This is a genomic window from Pseudomonas sp. CCI1.1 (genome assembly GCF_034348165.1).
Classification (GTDB): Bacteria; Pseudomonadota; Gammaproteobacteria; order Pseudomonadales; family Pseudomonadaceae; genus Aquipseudomonas; species Aquipseudomonas paracarnis.
The window spans coordinates 5,782,697-5,799,579 of record NZ_CP133780.1; the positions used below are offsets into that span (position 1 = coordinate 5,782,697).

A 16,883-nucleotide genomic window follows, 5' to 3' on the forward strand; every position below is an offset into this window, starting at 1 on the left:
AACCTATGAGCGAGTTGTTGTCCTCAGTCAGTGATCACCTCCTGGCACCCGGTGGCGTGACCATCGAAAGCCTGCAAACCGTGCTCGGCGATCTGGCCGGGCCGGGTATCGATGCGGCTGACCTGTATTTCCAGGGGCAGATTTCCGAGTCCTGGGCGCTGGAAGATGGGATCGTCAAGGAAGGCAGTTTCAACCTTGACCAGGGCGTAGGCGTTCGCGCGCAATCGGGTGAGAAAACCGGCTTTGCCTACAGCAATGCGATCACCCTGGAGGCCCTGGGCCTGGCGGCGCGTGCCGCCCGTTCGATTTCCCGTGCCGGGCAGAATGGCACGGTGCAGGCGTTCAGTACCCAGGACGTGGCGCAGTTGTATGCGCCGGATAACCCCTTGGAAGTGATCAGCCGTGCGGAAAAGGTCGAGCTGCTCAAGCGAATCGACGCAGCCACCCGCGCCTTGGACCCGCGTATCCAGCAAGTGACCGTGAGCATGGCGGGCGTGTGGGAGCGCATCCTCGTGGCGTCCACAGACGGTGGGCTGGCGGCGGATGTACGGCCGCTGGTGCGTTTCAATGTGAGTGTGATCGTCGAACAGAACGGGCGCCGCGAGCGCGGTGGCCATGGCGGCGGCGGGCGCACCGACTACCGTTATTTCCTCGCTGACGACCGTGCCATGGGCTATGCCCGTGAGGCGCTGCGCCAGGCATTGGTCAACCTGGAAGCGATTCCGGCACCCGCCGGCACCTTGCCGGTGGTGCTGGGCTCGGGTTGGTCTGGCGTGTTGCTCCACGAAGCCGTGGGCCATGGCCTGGAAGGCGATTTCAACCGCAAGGGCAGTTCCGCCTACAGTGGGCGCATGGGCGAAATGGTTGCGTCCAAGCTGTGCACCATTGTCGATGACGGCACCCTGGCCGGCCGCCGTGGTTCGCTGAGTGTCGATGACGAAGGCACGCCGACCGAATGCACCACCCTGATCGAAAACGGCGTGCTCAAGGGCTACATGCAAGACAAGCTCAACGCGCGCCTGATGGGCGTGGCGCGCACCGGTAATGGTCGTCGTGAATCCTATGCGCATCTACCAATGCCGCGCATGACCAACACCTACATGCTCGGTGGCCAAAGCGATCCGGCAGAAATCATTGCCTCGGTAAAACGCGGTATCTACTGCGCCAACCTCGGCGGCGGCCAGGTGGACATCACCAGCGGCAAGTTCGTGTTCTCCACCAGCGAGGCGTACCTGATCGAAGACGGCAAGATTACCGCGCCGGTCAAAGGGGCGACGCTGATTGGTAACGGCCCGGAAGCCATGAGCAAGGTGTCGATGGTCGGTAACGACCTGTCGCTGGACAGCGGGGTGGGCACGTGCGGCAAGGATGGGCAGTCGGTGCCGGTAGGTGTCGGCCAGCCAACCTTGAAAATTGATGCGATCACCGTGGGTGGTACGGGATCGTAGGAACGCAAGCTTCGGGTGGCGACGACCGCCACCCGGGGAAGAGGATCAGCGCAGGCCGCGTTGAGTCTCGTCCAGCTCACGGATGTATTTGAAGATTTTACGGCTGGTGGCCGGCGCCTTGTTATGCGCCAGCTCGTGCTGGGCCTGACGGATCAGGGAGCGCAATTGCTGGCGGTCCGCGTCCGGGTAGTCCAGTACGAATTTCTCCAGCACCGCGTCATCGCCCGAGATCAGGCGGTCACGCCAACGTTCCAGGTTGTGGAAGCGTTCGTTGTACTGGCGAGTGGAGGCATCGGTTTGATCGAGCAAAGTCAGAATGGCGTCAATGTCTTGGTCGCGCATCAGTTTGCCGATAAACGAGATGTGCCGTTTACGCGCGATATTCGCGGTGTGCTTGGGCGCATCCGCCAGGGCCCGACGCATTTCGTCGGTCAGTGGCAGTTTGGCGACCAAATCCTTTTTGAGCGTTGTAAGGCGCTCGCCAAGGTCAACCAGAGCATGCAGCTCACGTTTGACCTGGGTTTTGCTTTTCTCCCCATCGAGGGAGTCGTCGTAAGAATCAACCATGGTGGCAGTCCGCAAAGAAACGCCGCCATGATAACCAGTCGGGGGCCGCTTGTCCGGCCCGGTCGCTCGATGGCCATTACCGAAAGCAGAATTTGAGTGGAGAAAACCATGAGTGCAGCCCAAAGCGTCGGTCCACAAGCGTTACCGGCCCTGCAGGAACAAGTCGAGCAGATCCTTGCCGAGGCCAAGCGCCAGGGGGCCAGCGCCTGTGAAGTGGCGGTGTCGCTGGAGCAAGGGTTGTCGACTTCGGTGCGCCAGCGGGAAGTGGAAACGGTTGAATTCAATCGCGACCAAGGGTTTGGCATTACCTTGTATGCGGGCCAGCGCAAAGGCTCGGCCAGCACTTCCGCCAGTGGCCCTGAGGCGATTCGCGAGACCGTCGCCGCAGCACTGGCGATTGCCAAGCACACCTCCGAGGATGAAAGCTCGGGCCTGGCCGACAAGGCGTTGATGGCCAAGGATGTGCAGGATTTTGACCTGTTCCACGCCTGGGATATCACGCCTGAGCAAGCCATCGAGCTGGCGCTGACCTGCGAAGCGGCAGCCTTCGATGCCGATGCCCGCATCAAGAATGCGGACGGCACCACCTTGAGTACCCATCAGGGTTGCCGCGTCTACGGCAACAGCCATGGCTTTATCGGTGGCTATGCGTCCACGCGTCACAGCCTCAGTTGCGTGATGATCGCCGAAGCCAACGGGCAGATGCAGCGTGATTACTGGTATGACGTAAACCGCCAAGGCGATTTACTGGCAGACCCTGCAAGCATTGGCCTGCGTGCGGCGCAACGGGCTGCGAGCCGCCTGGGCGCGCGCCCGGTGCCGACCTGCGAAGTGCCTGTGCTGTTTTCCGCAGAGCTGGCCGGTGGTTTATTCGGCAGCTTCCTCGGCGCGATTTCCGGTGGCAACCTGTATCGCAAGTCTTCGTTCCTGGAAGGCGCCATCGGCCAGAAGCTGTTCCCTGAGTGGCTGACCATCGACGAGCGCCCGCATCTGATGCGCGCGATGGGCAGTTCGTCGTTCGACGGCGATGGCCTGGCGACCTATGCCAAGCCGTTTGTCGAGCAAGGTGAGCTGGTGTCCTATGTGCTGGGCACTTATGCCGGTCGCAAGCTGGGCCTGCCAAGCACCGCTAACGCAGGCGGCGTGCATAACCTGTTCGTGACCCACGGTGATGAAGACCAGGCGGCGTTGTTGCGGCGGATGGGGCGTGGGTTGCTGGTGACTGAATTGATGGGCCATGGCCTGAACATGGTCACCGGTGACTACTCGCGTGGTGCGGCGGGCTTCTGGGTGGAGAATGGCGAGATTCAGTTCGCCGTCCAGGAAGTGACCATCGCGGGCAATATGCGCGATATGTTCAAGCAGATCGTTGCCGTGGGTAACGACCTTGAACTGCGCAGCAATATCCGCACGGGTTCGGTGCTTATTGAACGCATGACGGTCGCTGGCAGCTAATCCCTCCCGCACGTTCTGAAAGGCGCGCCATCGCAAAGATGGCGCGCCTTTTTTATTGCGCCTCTTTTGACAGGATTAATGGGCTACTCTTGTTTTGATTCTCAATATCATTTAATAATAAATATCATTACCGAATGAGTGTGTCTCATGAGTTCTGTCTTGCATGAGGATCCCTATCTGGAAAGCTGGCGTTGGATGAGCCGCCAGATTCGCTGTGGCCTGGATCCCAATGAACCCCGCCTGATTGAGCATTACCTGAACGAAGGTCGGTACCTGGCGTGTTGCACCGCAACCCATCCGTGGACCATCGCTGAAACCTCATTTCGTTTGTTGATCGACACCGCCGCTGATGTCGCCTTGCCCTGGCATTGGCGCTCTCTGTGCCTGGACCAGGCCTGGCGACCACTGCGCGACCTGGAAAAACTCTCCCACTGTGCCTGCCGCCTCAAGCGCTGGCAGACCTTTGCCTGGCAATTGGCGAGCTGCGAATTACTGCCTTCGATTTCCGTTTCTGACTTGGTGCAAGGATCTAATGATGAGTAACACCCGTATCGAACGCGACAGCATGGGCGAACTGCATGTGCCGCAAGAAGCTTTGTATGGCGCACAAACACAGCGTGCGGTGAACAACTTTCCGATCAGTCATCAACCCATGCCGGCGCAATTCATCCGCGCGCTGATCCTGGCCAAGACAGCCGCGGCCAAGGTCAACGTCGACCTCAAGCAAATCAGCGAAGGGCAGGGCAAGGCTATTGTCGATGCTGCCCAAGGATTGCTGGAAGGCGACTACATGCAGCACTTCCCGGTGGATATCTTCCAGACCGGCTCCGGCACCAGCTCCAACATGAACGCCAATGAAGTGATCGCGACCCTTGCCAGCCGTTTGCTGGGCGAGGCGGTCAACCCCAACGATCATGTGAATTGCGGCCAGAGCAGCAACGACATCATCCCCACCACCATTCACGTCAGTGCTGCGTTGGTGCTGCACGAGCAAACGTTGCCGGCCCTGCTGCATCTGGTGCAGGTCATCGAGCAAAAAGCCGAGGCGGTTCACCCGTTCATCAAGACCGGCCGCACGCATTTGATGGACGCCATGCCGGTGCGCATGAGCCAGGTGCTGAACGGCTGGGCGCAGCAGCTCAAGGCCAATATCGGTCACTTGCAGGACCTGCTACCGGCGCTGCAAGCATTGGCTCAGGGCGGCACGGCGGTCGGTACCGGGATCAATGCGCACCCCGAGTTTGCCGGGTGTTTCAGCCAGCAACTGAGCCTGTTGACTGGAGTGAAGTTCACACCCGGCAAGAACCTGTTTGCGCTGATTGGCTCCCAGGACACCGCCGTTGCGGTCTCTGGTCAGTTGAAAGCCACGGCGGTGTCGCTGATGAAGATCGCCAATGACCTGCGCTGGATGAACTCCGGGCCATTGGCCGGCCTGGGTGAAATCGAACTGGAGGCGCTGCAGCCGGGCTCGTCGATCATGCCGGGCAAGGTCAACCCGGTCATCCCGGAAGCGACCGCCATGGTGGCCGCCCAGGTTATCGGCAATGACACAGTGATCACGGTGGCCGGTCAGTCGGGCAATTTCGAGCTGAATGTGATGCTGCCGATCATTGCCCAAAACCTGCTCAGCAGCCTGGAGTTGCTGGCCAATGCCAGCCGGTTGCTGGCGGACAAGGCCATTGCCAGCTTCAAGGTCAACGAACCCAAGCTCAAGGAAGCGCTGTCACGCAATCCGATCCTGGTCACCGCACTTAACCCGATCATCGGCTACCAGAAAGCCGCTGAAATCGCCAAGAAGGCGTATCAGCAAGGCCGCCCGGTGATCGATGTCGCCCTCGAACACACCGACCTGCCTCGCAGCCAACTGGAAGTCCTGCTGGACCCGGAAAAGCTCACCGCCGGCGGCGTGTAATCAACGACCCCGCTTTGGAGGCTCACCATGGAGCACTGGAAACGCACGATCGAACGGGCCAATCGCTGCTTTATGGCAGGCGAGTTGGTTGACGCTCGCGAGGCCTATCTGCAAGCCCTGGCCCTGGCCCAAGTGTTGTTCGAACGCTGGGCGGATGCTGACGAAGCAGTGGCGGCTTGCGTCATTTCCCATCACAGCCTGGCGGACCTGCACTTGCGCCTGAACCAGCCTGAGGAAAGCGCGGAATACCTCTGCGCTATCCATCAGCGCCTCTTACAGACCATGCAGAACCCGCGACTCAGCCCGTCACTGCGCGAGGCCGCGCTGCGCCAAAGCAGCAAGACCTACGTCGAGCTGCTGAATTTCATCAGCGATCACGGCGAATACCCACGCACTCATCGGCTGCTGGGCAGTGCTGCGACGCCAACGTCCACGTCCCACTATGGAGCACATTGATATGACCTATACCTTGCCGGCCTTGCCTTACGCCTACGACGCCCTCGAGCCGCATATCGACGCGCAAACCATGGAAATTCACTACACCAAGCACCACCAGACCTACATCAATAACCTCAATGCTGCGGTCGAGGGGACTGAGTTCGCCGGCTGGTCGGTGGAGAAGCTGGTGTCCAGCGTCCAAACATTGCCGGAGAAATTACGCGCTGCTGTGGTCAACCAAGGAGGCGGGCATGCGAACCACTCGTTGTTCTGGGCAGTCATGTCACCGACAGGGGGCGGCAAACCCGAGGGCGCGCTGGGCAAGGCTATCGACGAGCAATTGGGTGGTTTCGACAGCTTCAAGGAGGCGTTCACCAAGGCGGCCTTGACGCGATTCGGCAGCGGTTGGGCCTGGCTGAGCGTTACGCCACAAAAAACGCTGGTGGTGGAAAGCAGCGGCAACCAGGACAGCCCGCTGATGAGCGGCAATACGCCGGTGCTGGGCCTGGACGTCTGGGAGCACGCTTACTACCTGCAATATCAAAACCGACGACCGGAGTACATCAATGCATTCTATAGCGTCATCAACTGGCCGGAGGTTGCCGCGCGCTATCAGGCCGCTTTGGCCTGACATTCACTCCATAACAAGATCTAAGGCCGACTATGGGCACTCAAACACTGGCGATCGGTAGCGTGCGAATGTTTCGTTATGCGTTTGGCACGCTGCTGCTATTGGCAGGTACTGCGTTATTGGTGGCCCATGGGCTGGCCTGGTTGAACCTGGAACCGCGCATACTGCGTGCTTTGCAGGGTGGGGCGATCTGCGCGCTTGGCACGGCGCTGGGCGCGGTGCCGGTGTTGGTGATTCGGCGCATGCCGATGGCGCTTAGCGACACCCTGCTGGGCTTTGGTGCCGGTGTGATGCTGGCGGCGACTGCGTTTTCTCTGGTGGTACCGGGCATCGCCGCCGCCGAAAGCCTGGGACTTTCACCTTGGGGCGCCAGTGGCTTGATCAGCTTCGGCATCATGCTCGGGGCGTTCGGCCTGTACCTCGTAGACCGCAAGGTTTCTGGCGCCAGCCCGGAAATGCTGGTGGGTACACCGGATAAACCGGTTATCCCGCCGCGTATTTGGTTGTTCGTGTTTGCCATCATTGCGCACAACATTCCGGAAGGCATGGCTGTGGGGGTTTCTGCGGGCGGAGGCATGGCGGATGCCGACAGCCTCGCCATGGGCATTGCCCTGCAGGATGTGCCTGAAGGGCTGGTGATTGCGCTGGTATTGGCTGGGGCGGGAATGTCGCGGATCAAAGCCTTTTTGATTGGCGCTGCATCAGGCTTGGTTGAGCCGGTATTTGCGGTGCTCTGTGCATGGCTGGTGAGCCTTGCCGAAGTGTTGTTGCCGCTGGGTTTGGCGTTGGCCGCCGGGGCAATGTTGCTGGTCGTGACTCATGAAGTCATCCCCGAGTCGCGCCGCAATGGCCATGAAAATCTCGCCAGCCTTGGGCTGTGCCTCGGGTTTTGCCTGATGATGGTGATGGATACGGCGTTAGGCTGAGGGTGGTTCCCTGTAGGAGGGAGCCTGCTCGCAAAAAAAACTGAGAGCACTGCGTTAACCAGGATGCCCGCGTTATCGTTGACGTTTTTCGCGAGCAAGCTCCTACAGTAGGGTTATTCGCCTTCGTCGAAGTAGTTGTTGATCAACGCGACCAGTGCGGCCATTGCTTCGTCTTCTTGCTCGCCTTCGGTGCGCAGATGGATTTTGGTGCCTTTGCCGGCCGCCAACATCATCATCGCCATGATGCTTTTGCCATCGACCATGGACTCTGGCGTACGCCCAGCACGGATCTGGCAGGGGAACTGCCCGGCCACGCCGACGAATTTAGCCGACGCCCGGGCGTGCAAGCCCAGCTTGTTGATGATTTCAATTTCCAGAGCAGGCATCGCGCAGGTGTTCCTTTCAACTCAGGTCGCGGTGGCGAACCTGGACGTTCTTGAGGGTTTGTTGCAGCACCTGGCCCAGCCGTTCAGTCAAATAGACCGAGCGGTGGTGGCCGCCGGTGCAGCCAATGGCAATGGTGACATAGGCTCGATTGCTGGCGGCAAAGCGCGGCAACCATTTGAGCAGGTAGCTGGAGATGTCCTGGAACATCTCTTCCACATCCGGTTGTGCGGCCAGGTAGTCGATCACAGGCTGATCCAGCCCGGACTGATCGCGCAACTCCGGCTTCCAGTAAGGGTTGGGCAGGCAGCGCACATCGAACACTAGGTCGGCATCTACCGGCATGCCGCGCTTGAAGCCAAATGACTCGACCAGAAACGCCGTCCCCGGCTCAGGCTGGTTCAGCAGGCGCAGCTTGATCGCGTCGCGCAACTGATACAGGTTCAGATTGGTGGTGTTGATCTTCAGGTCGGCCAGGTCAATGATCGGCCCGAGCAGCTTGGTCTCGTCCTCGATGGCTTCGGCCAGGGAGCGGTTGGCGCTGCTGAGGGGGTGGCGTCGACGGGTTTCGGAGAACCGCTTGAGCAAGGTCTCTTCGTCGGCATCCAGGTACAGCACATCGCAATGAATGTGCTTGGCACGCACTTCTTCCAACAGTTCCGGGAACCGCGAGAGGTGGCTAGGCAGGTTGCGCGCATCAATCGAGACCGCCACCAGCGGCTGCGCCAATTCGGTATGGATCAGTGCGCGTTCCGCCAGCTCTGGCAGCAGGCCGGCGGGCAGGTTGTCGATGCAATAGAAGCCGTTGTCCTCAAGCACATTGAGGGCGGTGCTCTTACCCGAGCCGGAGCGACCGCTGACGATGATCAAACGCATGATTACTGCCCGTTTTGTTCATCCAGGACAACTTGGTACAACGCTTCATTGCTGGAGGCGCTGCGCAGTTTGTCGCGTACATCCTTGCGGTCCAGCATGCTGGCGATCTGCCGGAGCAGTTCCAGGTGCGCATCGGTGGCGGCTTCCGGGACCAGCAGCACGAAGAGCAGGTCGACCGGGGCGCCGTCGATGGCGTCGAAATCAATGGGGTGATCCAAGTGCAGCAAGGCGCTCACAGGTGTTTCACAGCCTTTGAGGCGGCAGTGCGGAATGGCGATGCCGTTGCCAAAACCGGTGGAACCGAGTTTTTCACGGGCAATCAACGCTTCGAAGACATCTTGCATCTCCAGATCCGGCACTTCGCGTGCGATCAGGTTGGCAATTTGTTCGAGGGCTTTTTTCTTGCTGCCGCCCGGCACGTTCACGAGGGAACGGCCGGGGGTCAGGATGGTTTCAAGTCGGATCATGGGGGGAGAGTTAACGACCTGTACCTTGCATCAGGTGCAGATTCTTTTCCTTATGCTTTATGAGTTGGCGGTCGAGCTTGTCGTAGAGCGAGTCAATTGCCGCGTACATGTCTTCATGTTCTGCATTGGCAACGAGCTTGGCATTCGGTACGTGCAGGGTGGCCTCGATTTTCTGCTTGAGCTTATCGACCTCCATGGTGACCTGCACGTTGGTGATCTTGTCAAAATGTCCCGCAAGCTTGTTCAGTTTGCTCTCGGTGTATTCACGCAGGGGCTTGGTGACTACCAGCTGGTGTCCACTGATGTTGACTTGCATACAGCTTCTCCTTCGTTGCCAGTGCATAAAGCGGTGGGCAGGAATACCCACCACTGGAACGCTGTGGCCCGCCCGTCACATCAAACGCTTACGCTCGCTGGATGGCGCGATCCCTAGGGACTCGCGGTACTTGGCGACGGTTCGACGGGCGACCTGAATGCCTTGTGCCTCCAGTAAACCAGCGATCTTGCTGTCACTCAACGGCTTTTTCTGATTTTCAGCGGCAACCAGTTTTTTGATGATCGCGCGGATCGCCGTGGACGAGCATTCACCGCCTTCAGAGGTGCTGACGTGGCTGGAGAAAAAGTATTTCAGCTCATAAATACCCCGTGGGGTATGCATGAATTTCTGCGTGGTAACCCGGGAAATCGTCGATTCATGCATGCCGACGGCTTCGGCGATGTCGTGCAGCACGAGAGGCTTCATGGCCTCGTCGCCGTACTCCAGGAAACCGCGCTGGTGTTCGACGATCTGGGTTGCGACTTTCATCAGGGTTTCGTTGCGGCTTTGCAGGCTCTTGATGAACCACCGCGCTTCCTGCAACTGGTTGCGCATGAAGGTGTTATCGGCGCTGGTGTCGGCGCGGCGCACAAAACCTGCGTATTGCGGGTTGACCCGCAGGCGCGGTACCGACTCCTGGTTCAGCTCCACCAGCCAACGTTCGTTGTCCTTGCGCACGATGACGTCGGGCACTACGTATTCGGCTTCGCTGGATTCGATCTGCGAGCCTGGGCGCGGGTTGAGGCTTTGCACCAGCTCGATGACCTGGCGCAAGTCATCTTCCTTGAGCTTCATACGGCGCATCAGTTGGCTGTAGTCGCGACTGCCCAGCAGGTCGATGTAGTCACTGACCAGGCGTTGCGCTTCGGTGAGCCATGGGGTCTTGGCCGGCAATTGGCGCAGTTGCAGCAACAGGCACTCGCTGAGTGTGCGGGCACCAATGCCGGCGGGCTCGAATTGCTGGATGCGGTGCAGGACGGCTTCGATTTCGTCCAGTTCGATATCCAGTTCCGGGTCGAAGGCCTCAAGGATCTCCTCGAGGGTTTCGTCCAGGTAGCCCTGGTTGTTGATGCAGTCGATCAGGGTGACCGCGATCAGGCGATCGGTATCGGACATCGGCGCCAGGTTCAGTTGCCACAACAGGTGGCTCTGCAGGCTCTCGCCCACCGACGTACGGGTGGTGAAGTCCCACTCGTCATCATCGTTGCTCGGCAGGCTGCTGGCGCTGGTCTGGTAGACGTCTTCCCACGCGGTGTCCACGGGAAGCTCGTTGGGAATGCGTTCGTTCCAGTCGCCTTCCTCCAGGTTGTCCACCGTCGGGGCGGTTTCCTGATAGGAGGGTTCCTGCACGTCGGGATTGGGTTTTTGCTCGATGTTGTCGGCCAGCGGGTCTGCATTATCGAAGTCGTCGCCTTCTTCCTGGCGTTCGAGCATCGGATTGGACTCCAGGGCCTCCTGGATTTCCTGTTGCAGGTCCAGGGTCGACAATTGGAGCAGGCGGATGGCCTGTTGCAGCTGCGGTGTCATCGTCAGCTGCTGGCCCATTCTCAGGACTAGCGATGGTTTCATGGCAGGGGCTTAACACCTTATTCGCCGGCGCAATGCGCCATCCACGACAGGGCGCGTGAGCGCCAAACATAAGCAAATTATATGCCTGATCTCGGGGCCTTTGCCTAGAGCGCGGTAACAATAAAAAAACCGAGGTTTCCATTGACTCCCGCGCGCTCCAGGGAAAAGCGCGATACCCCTGTGTTTACAGGCGGAACTCGTGACCCAGGTACACTTCCTTCACCAGCTCGTTAGCCAGGATAGTCTCGGCATCGCCTTCGGCAATCAGCTGACCATCGTTGACGATATACGCTGTTTCGCAGATATCGAGGGTTTCGCGCACGTTGTGGTCGGTGATCAGCACGCCAATGCCCTTGGCCTTGAGGTGATGGATGATCTGCTTGATGTCACCCACCGAAATCGGGTCGACACCGGCAAAGGGTTCATCCAGCAGGATGAATTTCGGCGCGGTCGCCAGGGCGCGGGCGATTTCCACGCGGCGGCGCTCACCACCGGACAGGCTCATGCCGAGGTTGTCGCGAATATGGTTGATGTGGAATTCCTGCAGCAGGCTTTCCAGCTCCTGGCGGCGGCCATCGCGATCGAGTTCCTTGCGGGTCTCGAGAATCGCCATGATGTTATCGGCTACCGACAGTTTGCGGAAGATCGACGCTTCCTGGGGAAGATAGCCAATACCTGCCCGTGCACGACCGTGCATGGGTTGATGGCTGACATCCAGGTCGTCGATCAATACACGACCCTGGTCTGCCTGGACCAGCCCGACGATCATATAGAAGCAAGTGGTTTTGCCGGCACCGTTGGGGCCGAGCAAACCGACGATCTGGCCGCTGTCGATCGACAGGCTGACGTCGCGTACCACCTGGCGGCTTTTATAGGCCTTGGCCAGATGCTGGGCTTTCAGGGTTGCCATTACTCGGCCTTCTTCTTCGGCTGGATAACCATGTCGATGCGCGGGCGCGGTGCAGTGACCTTGGAGCCGTTGGCGCGACCGGCGTTGGCGATCTGCTTGACGGTGTCATAGGTGATCTTTTCACCTTCGGTCGAGTTGCCGTCTGGGCTCAGTACCTTGGCCTGGTCGATCAACACGATACGATTCTGCTGGGCGTGATACTGGATAGTCTTGCCGTAGCCTTTCATCGGGCCGGTGTCGGTAGCGGACTGCTTCTGCTCGAAATAAGCCAGGTTGCCCACCGACGTCACCACGTCAATGTCGCCTGTCTGGGTGCGCGTCAGAGTCACCGTGTTGCCGGTGATCTTCATCGAGCCCTGGGTGATGATCACGCCGCCTGTATAGGTGGCAACACCTTTCTTGTCATCGAGCTGTGCATCGTCAGCCGAAATATGGATCGGTTGCTGGCTATCGTTCGGCAGAGCCCAGGCGCTCACGCTTCCCAGTGCTGCGCCCAGACCGAGCAAAATAGGGAGGGTTTTAACGAGCCTCATACTGTCCTCTTACGTTCGATAGCAGGTGTATCCTGCTTTCTTTCAAATACGCTTTCATTCCCTTGCCAGTCGATACACCGCCAGCGCCGTCGATTCTAACGTCTTGCTCGGTCTGCGCATATTGCTTCTGTGGGAATACGGTCATGCGACTGCTGGTAATGATGGTGTCGCGGTTCTGCGCGTCTGTACGTGCGACGCGAACCGAGTCGATCAGTTCAACTTCGGTGCCATCCGGGTTGACCTCGCCACGCTTGCTGGTGACGTGCCAGGGAAATTCGGTGCCGCGATACAGGTTCAGGTCCGGATTGGTCAGCAGGCTGACTTCGGAAGCCTTCAAGTGCTCGACCTTGTCCGATGTCATCTCATACTGCACCTTGCCGTCAGGCAGGTACTGAATGCTGTAGGCATTGGTGGCGTAATAGTCGATAAGACCTTCGTCAACCTGCGCAACAGGCTTGTCGAGAAAGCGCTCCGGGCTGATATTCCAGTAGCCCACCGCCAGGAGCAGCGCGGCGATGACCCCGAATAACAGGAAGTTGCGAATCTTTTTGCTCAGCATATAACGCTCTATAGGTAGGCGGCGTGGGCCGCTTCAAGACTGCCCTGGGCACGCAGGATCAACTCGCAGAACTCGCGGGCGGCACCTTCGCCGCCACGGGCGGTGGTGATGCCATGGGCGTGTTCGCGGACAAACGCCGCGGCATTCGCGACGGCCATGCCCAGGCCCACCCGGCGAATCACCGGCAGGTCTGGCAGGTCGTCGCCCAGATAGGCGACCTGTTCATAGCTTAGGTTGAGTTGGCCAAGAAGCTCGTCCAGCACCACCAGTTTATCCTCGCGGCCCTGATACAGGTGAGGAATACCGAGGTTTTGTGCGCGGCGTTCCACAACCGGTGTTTTTCGACCGCTGATAATTGCGGTTTGCACGCCCGCTGCCATCAGCATTTTGATGCCTTGGCCATCGAGGGTGTTGAAGGTCTTGAATTCGCTGCCGTCTTCGAGGAAGTACAGGCGGCCATCCGTCAGCACGCCGTCAACGTCGAAAATCGCCAGTTTGATGTTTTTACCGCGTTGCATCAGGTCGCTGATCATTTACATCACTCCTGCGCGCAGCAAGTCGCCTAGGTTTAGGGCCCCGATCGGCCGATCATCGTGGTCGACCACGATCAGTGCACCTATCCGGTGGTCTTCCATGATTTTCAACGCTTCAGCCGCGAGCATTTCGGCGCGGGCGGTCTTGCCGTGAGGGGTCATCACGGCGTCGATGGTCGCGGTATGGATATCAATGGTGCGGTCGAGGGTGCGACGCAGGTCGCCGTCGGTGAATATCCCGGCCAGCCGGCCATTGGTTTCGACGATGGCGGTCATGCCCAAGCCCTTGCGCGTCATTTCCATCAGCGCATCCCGAAGCAGAGTGCCGCGTGGAACGCTCGGCAGCTCGGCGCCGCGATGCATGACATTTTCCACTTTCAGCAGCAGGCGACGGCCCAGTGCGCCACCCGGATGTGAAAATGCGAAGTCCTCGGCCGTAAACCCGCGGGCCTCCAGCAATGCCACCGCCAGGGCATCGCCCATTACCAGCGCGGCGGTGGTGGAGGAGGTGGGCGCCAGATTCAGTGGGCAGGCTTCGTGGGTCACGTGCACGTTCAGGTTGACGTCGGCAGCCTTGGCCAACGTTGACTCAGGGTTACCTGTGAGGCTGATCATCTGGATGCCCAGGCGCTTGATCAGCGGCAACAGGGTCACGATTTCGTTGGTGGTGCCGGAGTTGGACAGCGCCAAAATCACGTCATCCTTGGTGATCATGCCCATGTCGCCGTGGCTGGCTTCGGCCGGGTGCACGAAAAACGCAGTGGTCCCCGTGCTCGCCAAGGTCGCCGCGATCTTGTTGCCAATGTGGCCGGACTTGCCCATGCCGACCACCACAACGCGGCCCTTGCTCGCCAGAATCATCTCGCAGGCGCGCACGAAATCCGCGTCGATATGGGCCAGCAAGCCTTCTACGGCTTCAAGCTCAAGGCGTATGGTGCGTTGTGCGGATTGAATAAGGTCGCTGGATTGGCTCATGTCTGAAATCGTATAGCCTGACGAAAAGTCGGCGATTATAGCGGTAATGATCGATTCCCTCACGCAAGTTCGTCAGGCTTTGTGCGCGGGATAACTGAAAAGCACCGTGGGCAACATAGCAAGCAACGTTTTTTCCCTGTCTCAAATCTGAACCAGCGCTGTTCCGGCCTTGGGCGCTCTGTACCAGCAGTGATATAGTTCGCCGCCAGTTCGGTCCGCCCAACCCATGTGCTCAACTATTGCGCATCTGTTGAAAACCAAAGTCGCACACATGGTGTCTGAGTGAAAGGCTGCATCCCAAGGAGATTAGATGAGTGCCGATAACGCCTACGCGGTCGAGCTGAAGGGTCTTACCTTCAAGCGCGGGACGCGCAGCATCTTCAATAACGTCGATATTCGCATTCCTCGCGGCAAGGTCACGGGCATCATGGGGCCTTCCGGTTGCGGCAAGACCACCCTGTTGCGCCTGATGGGCATGCAATTGCGCCCCAGTGCCGGGGAAGTGTGGGTCAACGGCCAGAACCTGCCGACGCTGTCACGCAGCGATCTGTTCGATGCGCGCAAGCATATGGGCGTGCTATTCCAGAGCGGCGCGCTGTTTACCGACCTCGATGTGTTCGAAAACGTGGCCTTCCCGCTGCGGGTGCACACCCAGCTGTCCGATGAAATGATTCGTGACATCGTGTTGCTGAAGCTGCAGGCCGTAGGCCTTCGCGGCGCCATCGACCTGATGCCGGACGAGTTGTCCGGCGGCATGAAGCGCCGTGTCGCCCTGGCGCGGGCCATTGCCCTCGACCCACAGATCCTCATGTATGACGAGCCATTCGTGGGGCAGGACCCGATCGCCATGGGCGTGTTGGTGCGCCTGATCCGCCTGCTCAACGATGCACTGGGAATCACCAGTATCGTGGTATCCCACGACCTGGCCGAAACCGCGAGCATTGCCGACTATCTGTATGTAGTCGGTGATGGCCAGGTGCTGGGGCAGGGTACGCCTGAAGAGTTGATGAACGCCGATAACCCGCGCATTCGCCAATTCATGACCGGCAACCCCGATGGCCCGGTGCCTTTTCACTTTCCGGCGGCGGACTACCGCTCAGATCTTCTGGGGAAGCGCTGATGCGCAAGACATCTCTTATCGAGAAGGTTCGCCTTTTCGGTCGTTCGGGCATCGACATCGTCGAAGTGCTGGGGCGTTCGACCATTTTCCTGTTTCACGCCTTGCTGGGGCGCGGCGGCATCGGCGGCGGCTTTGGCCTGCTGGTCAAGCAACTGCACTCGGTGGGGGTGATGTCCCTGGTGATCATCGTGGTCTCCGGCGTGTTCATCGGCATGGTGCTGGCCCTGCAGGGTTTCAATATCCTGTCCAGCTACGGCTCGGAGCAGGCGGTAGGGCAGATGGTGGCCCTGACCCTGTTGCGTGAGCTTGGCCCGGTGGTCACCGCCTTGTTGTTCGCTGGGCGTGCGGGCTCGGCGTTGACCGCTGAAATCGGCAATATGAAGTCCACCGAGCAGCTGTCCAGCCTGGAAATGATCGGCGTGGACCCGCTCAAGTACATTGTTGCCCCGCGCCTGTGGGCCGGCTTCATTTCCCTGCCACTGCTGGCAATGATCTTCAGCGTGGTGGGTATCTGGGGTGGTTCGTGGGTGGCGGTTGACTGGCTGGGGGTCTACGACGGCTCCTACTGGGCCAACATGCAAAACAGCGTGACCTTCACCGGTGACGTGCTCAACGGCATTATAAAGAGCATCGTCTTTGCCTTTGTGGTGACCTGGATTGCCGTATTCCAAGGCTATGACTGTGAGCCCACTTCAGAGGGGATCAGCCGTGCCACCACCAAGACCGTTGTGTACGCCTCGTTGGCGGTACTGGGCCTTGACTTCATTTTGACCGCCTTGATGTTTGGAGATTTCTGATGCAAAACCGCACTGTGGAAATCGGTGTCGGCCTTTTCTTGCTGGCTGGCATCCTGGCTTTACTGTTGTTGGCCCTGCGAGTCAGCGGCCTGTCGGCCAGCCCTACCGCCGATACCTATAAACTTTACGCGTACTTCGACAATATCGCCGGTTTGACGGTCAGATCCAAAGTGACCATGGCCGGTGTCACCATCGGCAAAGTCACGGCAATCGATCTGGATCGCGACAGCTTTACCGGTCGGGTGACGATGCAACTGGACAAGAAGGTAGATAATCTGCCAACTGACTCCACGGCATCTATCCTCACTGCGGGTTTGCTGGGCGAGAAGTACATCGGGGTCAGCGTGGGCGGGGAAACAGCCCTGCTCAAGGATGGTTCGACCATCCACGACACACAGTCGTCGCTGGTGCTTGAAGACCTGATCGGAAAATTTTTGCTCAATACGGTCAATAAAGACGCCAAATGA

The 16,883-nt window shown here is 59.3% G+C and carries 21 protein-coding genes; 10 read left to right on the forward strand and 11 right to left on the reverse strand.

Translation table 11 applies throughout. The features are described 5' to 3' along the window. The first annotated feature begins 5 nt into the window (after positions 1-5). A complete protein-coding gene (gene tldD, locus RHM69_RS26145) occupies positions 6-1,448 on the forward strand; it encodes a metalloprotease TldD (protein WP_003188566.1) in 1,443 nt (480 codons plus the stop codon). 45 nt (positions 1,449-1,493) lie between these two features. On the opposite strand, the gene yjgA is transcribed toward tldD, so the two are convergent. After that, positions 1,494-2,015 carry a ribosome biogenesis factor YjgA gene (gene yjgA, locus RHM69_RS26150; RefSeq protein WP_003188568.1) on the reverse strand — a complete coding sequence of 174 codons (522 nt, stop codon included), beginning with the start codon at positions 2,013-2,015 and terminating at the stop codon, positions 1,494-1,496. A 108-nt stretch (positions 2,016-2,123) separates the two neighbouring features. Between yjgA and pmbA the strand changes: the two genes are divergently transcribed. The 6 genes from pmbA (at position 2,124) to RHM69_RS26180 (ending at position 7,377) form a co-directional block, all read left to right on the forward strand. Further along, entirely contained in the window at positions 2,124-3,470 is a 1,347-nt protein-coding gene (pmbA, locus tag RHM69_RS26155; protein ID WP_014716925.1) for a metalloprotease PmbA, read from the forward strand. A gap of 147 nt (positions 3,471-3,617) precedes the next feature. Then, the gene (locus RHM69_RS26160) at positions 3,618-4,013 is read left to right on the forward strand and encodes a hypothetical protein (RefSeq protein ID WP_003188570.1); all 396 of its coding nucleotides are present in this window, start codon (positions 3,618-3,620) and stop codon (positions 4,011-4,013) included. Further along, positions 4,006-5,382 carry a class II fumarate hydratase gene (locus tag RHM69_RS26165; protein WP_019816958.1) on the forward strand — a complete coding sequence of 459 codons (1,377 nt, stop codon included), beginning with the start codon at positions 4,006-4,008 and terminating at the stop codon, positions 5,380-5,382. Before RHM69_RS26160 ends, RHM69_RS26165 begins: the two co-directional genes overlap by 8 nt. A 27-nt stretch (positions 5,383-5,409) precedes the next feature. Then, positions 5,410-5,838: a hypothetical protein gene (locus RHM69_RS26170; RefSeq protein WP_200599248.1), complete on the forward strand. Its 429-nt coding sequence runs from the start codon at positions 5,410-5,412 to the stop codon at positions 5,836-5,838. A 1-nt stretch (position 5,839) separates the two neighbouring features. Then, positions 5,840-6,451, forward strand: a complete 612-nt coding sequence (locus tag RHM69_RS26175; RefSeq protein WP_200599247.1) for a superoxide dismutase — start codon at positions 5,840-5,842, stop codon at positions 6,449-6,451. A gap of 32 nt (positions 6,452-6,483) precedes the next feature. Beyond that, complete coding sequence (locus RHM69_RS26180; RefSeq protein WP_014716930.1) at positions 6,484-7,377, forward strand: ZIP family metal transporter; 894 nt, start codon at positions 6,484-6,486, stop codon at positions 7,375-7,377. A 113-nt stretch (positions 7,378-7,490) separates the two neighbouring features. Here RHM69_RS26180 and RHM69_RS26185 read toward each other — a convergent pair whose 3' ends face one another. The 10 genes from RHM69_RS26185 to RHM69_RS26230 all read right to left on the reverse strand — a co-directional run bounded on the left by RHM69_RS26185 (position 7,491) and on the right by RHM69_RS26230 (position 14,499). After that, positions 7,491-7,763 carry an HPr family phosphocarrier protein gene (locus RHM69_RS26185; protein WP_014716931.1) on the reverse strand — a complete coding sequence of 91 codons (273 nt, stop codon included), beginning with the start codon at positions 7,761-7,763 and terminating at the stop codon, positions 7,491-7,493. A gap of 16 nt (positions 7,764-7,779) precedes the next feature. Next, positions 7,780-8,637: an RNase adapter RapZ gene (gene rapZ / locus RHM69_RS26190; protein WP_019816957.1), complete on the reverse strand. Its 858-nt coding sequence runs from the start codon at positions 8,635-8,637 to the stop codon at positions 7,780-7,782. Between the two features lie 2 nt (positions 8,638-8,639). After that, the gene (ptsN, locus tag RHM69_RS26195) at positions 8,640-9,104 is read right to left on the reverse strand and encodes a PTS IIA-like nitrogen regulatory protein PtsN (protein ID WP_014716933.1); all 465 of its coding nucleotides are present in this window, start codon (positions 9,102-9,104) and stop codon (positions 8,640-8,642) included. A 10-nt stretch (positions 9,105-9,114) separates the two neighbouring features. Beyond that, complete coding sequence (gene hpf, locus RHM69_RS26200) at positions 9,115-9,420, reverse strand: ribosome hibernation-promoting factor, HPF/YfiA family (protein WP_014716934.1); 306 nt, start codon at positions 9,418-9,420, stop codon at positions 9,115-9,117. Positions 9,421-9,495: 75 nt separating this feature from the next. After that, a complete protein-coding gene (locus RHM69_RS26205) occupies positions 9,496-10,989 on the reverse strand; it encodes an RNA polymerase factor sigma-54 (RefSeq protein WP_014716935.1) in 1,494 nt (497 codons plus the stop codon). 184 nt (positions 10,990-11,173) lie between these two features. Beyond that, positions 11,174-11,899, reverse strand: coding sequence for an LPS export ABC transporter ATP-binding protein (lptB, locus tag RHM69_RS26210; protein ID WP_003188582.1), 726 nt, complete (start codon positions 11,897-11,899; stop codon positions 11,174-11,176). Further along, complete coding sequence (gene lptA / locus RHM69_RS26215; protein ID WP_020301264.1) at positions 11,899-12,432, reverse strand: lipopolysaccharide transport periplasmic protein LptA; 534 nt, start codon at positions 12,430-12,432, stop codon at positions 11,899-11,901. Before lptA ends, lptB begins: the two co-directional genes overlap by 1 nt. Beyond that, the gene (gene lptC, locus RHM69_RS26220) at positions 12,419-12,991 is read right to left on the reverse strand and encodes an LPS export ABC transporter periplasmic protein LptC (protein WP_014716937.1); all 573 of its coding nucleotides are present in this window, start codon (positions 12,989-12,991) and stop codon (positions 12,419-12,421) included. The genes lptA and lptC overlap by 14 nt, the downstream gene beginning before the upstream one ends. Positions 12,992-12,999: 8 nt before the next feature. Further along, the gene (locus tag RHM69_RS26225) at positions 13,000-13,524 is read right to left on the reverse strand and encodes a KdsC family phosphatase (RefSeq protein ID WP_014716938.1); all 525 of its coding nucleotides are present in this window, start codon (positions 13,522-13,524) and stop codon (positions 13,000-13,002) included. Beyond that, complete coding sequence (locus RHM69_RS26230; RefSeq protein ID WP_200599246.1) at positions 13,525-14,499, reverse strand: KpsF/GutQ family sugar-phosphate isomerase; 975 nt, start codon at positions 14,497-14,499, stop codon at positions 13,525-13,527. It abuts the gene before it with no gap. A 310-nt stretch (positions 14,500-14,809) separates the two neighbouring features. On the opposite strand from RHM69_RS26230, the gene RHM69_RS26235 reads away from it, so the two are divergent. The 3 genes from RHM69_RS26235 to mlaD are packed head-to-tail and all read left to right on the forward strand — an operon-like array spanning position 14,810 to position 16,883. Beyond that, entirely contained in the window at positions 14,810-15,619 is an 810-nt protein-coding gene (locus RHM69_RS26235) for an ATP-binding cassette domain-containing protein (protein ID WP_003188590.1), read from the forward strand. Then, on the forward strand, positions 15,619-16,416 hold the full coding sequence (gene mlaE, locus RHM69_RS26240) for a lipid asymmetry maintenance ABC transporter permease subunit MlaE (protein ID WP_003188592.1): 798 nt from the start codon (positions 15,619-15,621) through the stop codon (positions 16,414-16,416). The genes RHM69_RS26235 and mlaE overlap by 1 nt, the downstream gene beginning before the upstream one ends. Further along, positions 16,416-16,883, forward strand: a complete 468-nt coding sequence (gene mlaD / locus RHM69_RS26245) for an outer membrane lipid asymmetry maintenance protein MlaD (protein WP_003188593.1) — start codon at positions 16,416-16,418, stop codon at positions 16,881-16,883. The genes mlaE and mlaD overlap by 1 nt, the downstream gene beginning before the upstream one ends.

Coding starts and splice junctions, on each gene's coding strand:
- RHM69_RS26235 (WP_003188590.1), top strand. CDS start 14,810: ATGAGTGCCGATAACGCCTACGCGGTCGAGCTGAAGGGTCTTACCTTC.
- pmbA (WP_014716925.1), top strand. CDS start 2,124: ATGAGTGCAGCCCAAAGCGTCGGTCCACAAGCGTTACCGGCCCTGCAG.
- ptsN (WP_014716933.1), bottom strand. CDS start 9,104: ATGATCCGACTTGAAACCATCCTGACCCCCGGCCGTTCCCTCGTGAAC.
- tldD (WP_003188566.1), top strand. CDS start 6: ATGAGCGAGTTGTTGTCCTCAGTCAGTGATCACCTCCTGGCACCCGGT.
- RHM69_RS26160 (WP_003188570.1), top strand. CDS start 3,618: ATGAGTTCTGTCTTGCATGAGGATCCCTATCTGGAAAGCTGGCGTTGG.
- rapZ (WP_019816957.1), bottom strand. CDS start 8,637: ATGCGTTTGATCATCGTCAGCGGTCGCTCCGGCTCGGGTAAGAGCACC.
- RHM69_RS26165 (WP_019816958.1), top strand. CDS start 4,006: ATGAGTAACACCCGTATCGAACGCGACAGCATGGGCGAACTGCATGTG.
- RHM69_RS26185 (WP_014716931.1), bottom strand. CDS start 7,763: ATGCCTGCTCTGGAAATTGAAATCATCAACAAGCTGGGCTTGCACGCC.
- lptA (WP_020301264.1), bottom strand. CDS start 12,432: ATGAGGCTCGTTAAAACCCTCCCTATTTTGCTCGGTCTGGGCGCAGCA.
- lptB (WP_003188582.1), bottom strand. CDS start 11,899: ATGGCAACCCTGAAAGCCCAGCATCTGGCCAAGGCCTATAAAAGCCGC.
- mlaE (WP_003188592.1), top strand. CDS start 15,619: ATGCGCAAGACATCTCTTATCGAGAAGGTTCGCCTTTTCGGTCGTTCG.
- RHM69_RS26205 (WP_014716935.1), bottom strand. CDS start 10,989: ATGAAACCATCGCTAGTCCTGAGAATGGGCCAGCAGCTGACGATGACA.
- RHM69_RS26180 (WP_014716930.1), top strand. CDS start 6,484: ATGGGCACTCAAACACTGGCGATCGGTAGCGTGCGAATGTTTCGTTAT.
- RHM69_RS26170 (WP_200599248.1), top strand. CDS start 5,410: ATGGAGCACTGGAAACGCACGATCGAACGGGCCAATCGCTGCTTTATG.
- RHM69_RS26225 (WP_014716938.1), bottom strand. CDS start 13,524: ATGATCAGCGACCTGATGCAACGCGGTAAAAACATCAAACTGGCGATT.
- yjgA (WP_003188568.1), bottom strand. CDS start 2,015: ATGGTTGATTCTTACGACGACTCCCTCGATGGGGAGAAAAGCAAAACC.
- mlaD (WP_003188593.1), top strand. CDS start 16,416: ATGCAAAACCGCACTGTGGAAATCGGTGTCGGCCTTTTCTTGCTGGCT.
- lptC (WP_014716937.1), bottom strand. CDS start 12,991: ATGCTGAGCAAAAAGATTCGCAACTTCCTGTTATTCGGGGTCATCGCC.
- hpf (WP_014716934.1), bottom strand. CDS start 9,420: ATGCAAGTCAACATCAGTGGACACCAGCTGGTAGTCACCAAGCCCCTG.
- RHM69_RS26230 (WP_200599246.1), bottom strand. CDS start 14,499: ATGAGCCAATCCAGCGACCTTATTCAATCCGCACAACGCACCATACGC.
- RHM69_RS26175 (WP_200599247.1), top strand. CDS start 5,840: ATGACCTATACCTTGCCGGCCTTGCCTTACGCCTACGACGCCCTCGAG.